Source organism: Caldimonas sp. (assembly GCF_046289365.1).
In the GTDB taxonomy this organism is placed as follows: domain Bacteria; phylum Pseudomonadota; class Gammaproteobacteria; order Burkholderiales; family Burkholderiaceae_C; genus Caldimonas.
Map to the genome: position 1 here is coordinate 1 of NZ_JBKBVU010000210.1, position 5,363 is coordinate 5,363.

The window sequence follows — 5,363 nt, forward strand, 5'->3', positions numbered from 1 at the left end:
CCACGAAAGCCACCAGGGCCAGCAACGCCAGCATCATGAAGTTGGCCAGGCCCTCGCCAAAACCGAGGTGGCTGGCCAGGGCCGCCAGGCCCAGGCCGGCGGCCAGTCCGGCGATCGGCCCCATCCACGAGCGCTGCCCTGCGGCGGCAGCCCCGCCGCTGGTCTGCGCGGGGTTGGTCGCGGTGTTGCCGGGTTGTTGCGCCGGACGTGCCGGGGTGGCGTCGGCCGGGCGGGGAGGCGGCGCCTGCCGTTGCATGCCCACCGATCCACCGCCGCCGAGGCGACGCGCCTCGGCGTCGATCGGGGCCACGCCCAGACTCACGCCCGCCAGGACCATCGAGATGGCAACCAGCACTGCTTTCAATCCGCTCTCCTTCCGTGTCGTCGTTTGGGACGAGGGGGCGGCAGCCGCCCCCTCATGCAACGGCGATTCGACCAAAAGCCGCGCCGAAGGTTCACGAAGCCCCCAGAGCCGCCAGGATATTTCCCCGAGGCTTGACAGGCCCGCCCTGGACAGGCCCATAGGCGGCCGTGGCCGCCTGGCTCGTACGGCAGCACCAATGCCAGCGGCGGCCCCGGCCGGGCCCGTGCCGGCCACGGCCGGGGCCCCGGGGCGCCGGAGCGCGGTCCATCCGTGTGATCGTGTGAGCGCGTCGTGTAGGGCGCGACCGGATGTATCCGGGCGGCGGCATCGTCGCGTCGAGCCGGTAAACTGGGCGCCCTTTGCATCCTCCTTGGCATGACCGTCCGCACGACCGATCCGATGGCCGCAACCACCGGCACTCCCGCGTCCGCCCCGTTCGAACTGCGCAGCGCTTCGCTGACGCTGGAGGCTGTGTCCCTGCGCACCCGCGACCTGGGCGTCCTGAAGGGGGCGCTGGAGGCGCAGCTCGGTGCCACCCCCGGGGCCTTCGACGGCGAGCCGGTGCTGGTCGACCTCGGCCCGGTCGCGGGCGATGTGCCGCCGCTGGATCTTGCCGCACTGGTGGCATTGCTGCGGGCCCATCGGATGCAGCCGGTGGCCGTGCGCGGCGGCACCCCTGCCGACCGCGAGGCGGCGCGTGCGCTGGGGCTCGTCGAGGCACCGGAATCCTCGGGGGTGCGCGAGCCGCGCACGGTGGTCCGGGAGGTCGTGCGCGAGGTGCGCGTGGAGGTGCCCATCGAAGTGCCGGTGGAGGTGCCCACGATGGTGATCGACAGGCCGCTGCGCTCGGGCCAGCAGGTCTATGCCAAAGGGGGGGACCTCATCGTGCTGGCGGCGGTGAATTTCGGTGCCGAGGTGATTGCCGACGGGCACGTGCATGTCTACGCCCCGCTGCGCGGCAAGGCCATTGCCGGGGCACGCGGCAACACCCGGGCCCGCATCTTCAGCACCTGCCTGGAGCCCGAGCTGGTGGCGATCGCCGGCACCTACCGCACCACCGAGACGCCGCTGCCCGCCGAGGTGCTGGGCAGGCCGGCCCAGATCCGGCTGGAAGGCGACCGTCTCGTCTTTCAGCCTGTGTGACCCCTTTCAACGACGACCCGTTCTCAGACACAAGGACTGCCTTCCATGGCCAAAATCATCGTGGTGACCTCCGGCAAGGGTGGCGTGGGCAAGACCACCACCAGCGCCAGCTTCGCCTCGGGCCTCGCGCTGCGGGGCCACAAGACCGCCGTCATCGACTTCGACGTGGGGCTGCGCAACCTCGACCTCATCATGGGTTGCGAGCGTCGCGTGGTCTACGACCTCATCAACGTCATCCACCAGGAAGCCAATCTCCATCAGGCGCTCATCAAGGACAAGCACTGTGAGAACCTTTTCGTGCTGGCGGCTTCGCAGACGCGCGACAAGGAAGCGCTGACGAAGGAGGGCGTCCAGCGTGTGCTGGCCGAGCTGGAGGAGATGGGCTTCGAGTACATTGTCTGCGACTCGCCGGCGGGCATCGAGACCGGTGCGCTGATGGCCATGCATTTTGCCGACGAGGCCCTGGTGGTGACCAATCCCGAGGTGTCCTCGGTGCGTGATTCCGACCGCATCCTGGGCATGCTCAACTCCAAGACCCAGCGGGCGATCGACAAGCGCGAGCCGGTGAAGGAGCACCTGCTCATCACCCGCTACAACCCCCATCGCGTCGAGGGAGGACAGATGCTTTCGCTGGAGGACATCCACGAGATCCTGCGCATCCCGCTGATCGGCGTGATCCCCGAGTCCGAGACCGTGCTCAATGCCTCCAACCAGGGGGTGCCGGCCATCCACATGCAAGGCAGCGACGTCTCCGAGGCCTACAAGGACGTGGTGGCCCGCTTCCTGGGCGAGGACAGGCCCATGCGCTTCGTCGAAGCGGCCAAGCCGAGCTTCTTCAAGCGTCTGTTCGGAGGGAAATGACCCATGGGCTTCCTCTCCTTCTTCCTCGACAAGAAGCCCAGTTCGGCCAGCACGGCCAAGGAACGGCTGCAGCTCATCCTGGCACACGAGCGCGGCGGCCGCAGCCGCAGCCCGGACTACCTGCCCGAGTTGCAGCGCGAGCTGATGGCCGTCATCTCGAAGTACGTGGCCGTCAACCCCGAGGACATCAAGGTGCATCTGGAGCGGCAGGACAACCTGGAGGTGCTCGAAGTCAAGATCGAGCTGCCCGAGGGCGCTCGCTGAGCCGCTGGGCGGCACAGCGGCCGGGTACAGATTCACAGGGTCCGCCCCACCAGGGCCATGAAGTAGACGCCCACGCCCAGCGTCAGGTTGAAGGCCACCAGGCGGCGGATGCCATCCAGCACCGGCGCGGCGGCTTTCCAGTTGCCTTGCGCCACCGAGCGCTGCAGGCGGGGATAGGCCGCCCACCGGATGACCGCGAACACGGCCATCATCACCAGGCCCAGGCCGAACATCGCATGCACGCTCCAATGGGCCGCGGCGAAGCCGCCGCGCCCGAGGACCAGGGCCAGGCCGGTGAGCAGCACCACGACGATGGCCCACAGCACCCCGGCGAAGAAGCGGCCGAGCGCTGCCGTCATGAAGGGCAGGCGCTGCGCAGGTTGCAGTGTGGTCACTGCCGACGGACGCACCGCGAAGTGCATGCAGGCCATGCCGCCCACCCAGAAGCTGGCGGCCAGCAGGTGCAGGGTCAACACGAGCGCAGACAGGACCATGGGCAGGGTCGTGAACCGTGTCACGGACATTGTCATTGGATGTCGGCGATTTTCCGACACCGCGCATGGACGGACACTGACCCCGCGCATGGGGGTGCGGGCAGTGAAGTCCCCCGCGGCGGCGACTAGATTGATCTCATCGGACCATCGCATCGGGGAGTTCACCATGGATGCCGTACTAGACCGTCAGGCCCCGCTGGCCTGCTATGAGTTGAGATTCCAGTCGCTCTTCCAGCCCGGGCGTGGGCTGTGCTTTCCCTGTGATGCGCAGGGCCGCGTGGACCTCGATGCCTTGAGCGAGCGCGCACGCGAAAACTACCTCTACGCCCGCGCCGTCGTGGGCCGGGAGTACGCGGTCCCCTCGGTCGTGCCCCGCGACGGCTGAAGGACTCCCGGCTCGCCGCTGGCCCGTCTTGAAAACGCCAGCCACCGCCCCCAGTTGCTGGGCGGGACAGCGTTTGCAATTCAGCCATGAACGACACGACCATCCAGGTGCCGGCCCGCCTGCTGGGCCTCGTGATGATGGCGCGACTGCTGCAGCGGCTGGACACCAGCCGCGAGCCCGTGGATGCCCGGCAGTACCGCGACGTGGTGCGGCGCTTGCAGGACCTGCTGCGCACCGCACCGGCCGATGACGCCCTCAGGGCCGTGCTGATCGCCTATCCGGCCGCGGGCGAGGTCTACGAGAACCTGCGCTACGAACACGCCGGCCTGTGCCTGCAGCCGCTGGAGCGTTCCCTGGGTACCGAACTGCAGGCCCGCGAGGCGCTGCGCCGGGCGGCCCGGGCGTGAAGGGCCTCACTTCCCCCAGCCGTCCTTCAGACCGGCGATCCGGTTGAACACCGGCCGGCCGGCAGCGTGATCCTTGCGGTCCGTGCCGAAGTAGCCATGCCGCTCGAACTGGAACCGCTCCTCGGCCTGCGCTTGGGCCAGCGACGGTTCCACGTAGGCCGTCACGACCTTCAGGCTGGCAGGGTTCAGCGCGGCCTTGAAGTCCTTGCCGCCGGCATCGGGCTGGGGGTCGGTGAAGAGGCGGTCGTACAGGCGCACCTCGGCCTGCACGGCGTCGTGCACGCCCACCCAGGTGATGGTGCCCTTGACCTTCACCGCGTCGGCTCCCGGGGTGCCACTCTTGGTGTCGGGCAGCACCGTCGCGAGCACGGCGGTCACGCGGCCTGCGTCGTCTTTTTCGCAGCCGGTGCATTCGATCACGTAGCCGTACTTGAGCCGCACCTTGTTGCCGGGGAAAAGACGGAAGAAGCCCTTGGGCGGTTGGTCCATGAAGTCCTCGCGCTCGATCCAGAGCTCGGGGCCGAGGCTGAAGTGGCGCTGGCCGAGTTCCGGCCGCTGCGGGTGGGCCGGCGCGGCGCAGGGTTCGCGGTGGCTGCTGCTGCCGAACACGTCCGCCCAGTTGCTCAGCTTGAGCTTGACGGGATCGAGCACCGCCATCGCGCGCGGGGCCTTGCCTTCCAGGTCGTCGCGCAAGGCGATCTCGAGGTTGCCGTAGTCGATCCAGCCGCCGGCCTTGCTGACGCCGGTGCGCTCGCAGAACAGGCGGATGGCCTCGGGCGTGTAGCCACGGCGGCGCAATCCGGCGATGGTGGGCATGCGCGGGTCGTCCCAGCCGCTGACGATGCCTTCGTCCACCAGTTGCTTCAGTTTGCGCTTGCTGGTGACCACGTAGGTGAGGTTCAGCCGCGCGAACTCGTACTGATGGGGCAGGTTGAAGGGCTCGATCTGGTGCTCTTCCAGGGCCGAGGCCAGCAGCGGGGTGAATTGGTGGGCCTGGGTCTTCAGCAGCGCGAAGAACTCGGGCAGGTCGCGCAGCACGGCCTGCCGGTCATGCTCCCAGCGGGTGAACAGCTCGCGCATGCGCTGCTCCGGCTCGGTGTTCAGGCCGAGCTTGTGCGCGTGGTTGTGGCAGTGCAGCGCGAATTCCTTGCCCGCCTCCAGTCCCTGCTGCTCGATGCGCTCGATCAGTTGCTTGGCGCGCTCGAACTGCGGGGCGCGCAGCACAGGCACGATGCGTTCGAGCAGCCAGTCGTAGAAGGGGCGCTGGTCCTCGAATTCCAGCGTGCAGATGCTGTGGGTGATGTTCTCCAGCGCATCCTCGATGGGGTGCGCGAAGGTGTACATGGGGTAGATGCACCAAGCGTTGCCGGTGTTGTGGTGCGTGGCGTGCTTGATGCGGTAGATGGCCGGGTCGCGCAGGTTGATGTTGGGCGAGGCCATGTCGA

The 5,363-nt window shown here is 68.4% G+C and carries 7 protein-coding genes and 1 pseudogene; 5 read left to right on the plus strand and 3 right to left on the minus strand.

All coding sequences use genetic code 11. The features are described 5' to 3' along the window. Nucleotides 1-364 (minus strand): annotated as a pseudogene (locus ACK42S_RS15400) (Tim44 domain-containing protein); the annotation flags it as partial. Nucleotides 365-763: 399 nt separating this feature from the next. Here ACK42S_RS15400 and minC point away from each other — a divergent pair. From minC to minE, 3 genes are read left to right on the plus strand one after another with little or no spacing between them, the layout of a single operon-like run. Next, on the plus strand, nucleotides 764-1,507 hold the full coding sequence (minC, locus tag ACK42S_RS15405; RefSeq protein ID WP_409709498.1) for a septum site-determining protein MinC: 744 nt from the start codon (nucleotides 764-766) through the stop codon (nucleotides 1,505-1,507). A 45-nt stretch (nucleotides 1,508-1,552) separates the two neighbouring features. Further along, the gene (gene minD / locus ACK42S_RS15410) at nucleotides 1,553-2,368 is read left to right on the plus strand and encodes a septum site-determining protein MinD (RefSeq protein ID WP_409709479.1); all 816 of its coding nucleotides are present in this window, start codon (nucleotides 1,553-1,555) and stop codon (nucleotides 2,366-2,368) included. A 3-nt stretch (nucleotides 2,369-2,371) separates the two neighbouring features. Next, the gene (gene minE / locus ACK42S_RS15415; RefSeq protein ID WP_409709482.1) at nucleotides 2,372-2,632 is read left to right on the plus strand and encodes a cell division topological specificity factor MinE; all 261 of its coding nucleotides are present in this window, start codon (nucleotides 2,372-2,374) and stop codon (nucleotides 2,630-2,632) included. A gap of 32 nt (nucleotides 2,633-2,664) precedes the next feature. Here minE and ACK42S_RS15420 read toward each other — a convergent pair whose 3' ends face one another. Beyond that, nucleotides 2,665-3,126 carry a CopD family protein gene (locus ACK42S_RS15420; protein WP_409709485.1) on the minus strand — a complete coding sequence of 154 codons (462 nt, stop codon included), beginning with the start codon at nucleotides 3,124-3,126 and terminating at the stop codon, nucleotides 2,665-2,667. 166 nt (nucleotides 3,127-3,292) lie between these two features. Here ACK42S_RS15420 and ACK42S_RS15425 point away from each other — a divergent pair, with 166 nt between their 5' ends. Both ACK42S_RS15425 and ACK42S_RS15430 read left to right on the plus strand, forming a co-directional pair. Beyond that, nucleotides 3,293-3,511, plus strand: coding sequence for a hypothetical protein (locus ACK42S_RS15425; protein ID WP_409709488.1), 219 nt, complete (start codon nucleotides 3,293-3,295; stop codon nucleotides 3,509-3,511). 86 nt (nucleotides 3,512-3,597) lie between these two features. Next, the gene (locus tag ACK42S_RS15430; protein ID WP_409709491.1) at nucleotides 3,598-3,918 is read left to right on the plus strand and encodes a hypothetical protein; all 321 of its coding nucleotides are present in this window, start codon (nucleotides 3,598-3,600) and stop codon (nucleotides 3,916-3,918) included. A 6-nt stretch (nucleotides 3,919-3,924) separates the two neighbouring features. Here the strand turns inward: ACK42S_RS15430 and ACK42S_RS15435 are convergent. Continuing rightward, nucleotides 3,925-5,363, minus strand: a 1,439-nt coding sequence (locus ACK42S_RS15435) for a glutamate--tRNA ligase family protein (protein WP_409709495.1), incomplete at its 5' end; no start/stop codon positions are given.

Coding starts and splice junctions, on each gene's coding strand:
- minC (WP_409709498.1), top strand. CDS start 764: ATGGCCGCAACCACCGGCACTCCCGCGTCCGCCCCGTTCGAACTGCGC.
- minD (WP_409709479.1), top strand. CDS start 1,553: ATGGCCAAAATCATCGTGGTGACCTCCGGCAAGGGTGGCGTGGGCAAG.
- minE (WP_409709482.1), top strand. CDS start 2,372: ATGGGCTTCCTCTCCTTCTTCCTCGACAAGAAGCCCAGTTCGGCCAGC.
- ACK42S_RS15420 (WP_409709485.1), bottom strand. CDS start 3,126: ATGGTCCTGTCTGCGCTCGTGTTGACCCTGCACCTGCTGGCCGCCAGC.
- ACK42S_RS15425 (WP_409709488.1), top strand. CDS start 3,293: ATGGATGCCGTACTAGACCGTCAGGCCCCGCTGGCCTGCTATGAGTTG.
- ACK42S_RS15430 (WP_409709491.1), top strand. CDS start 3,598: ATGAACGACACGACCATCCAGGTGCCGGCCCGCCTGCTGGGCCTCGTG.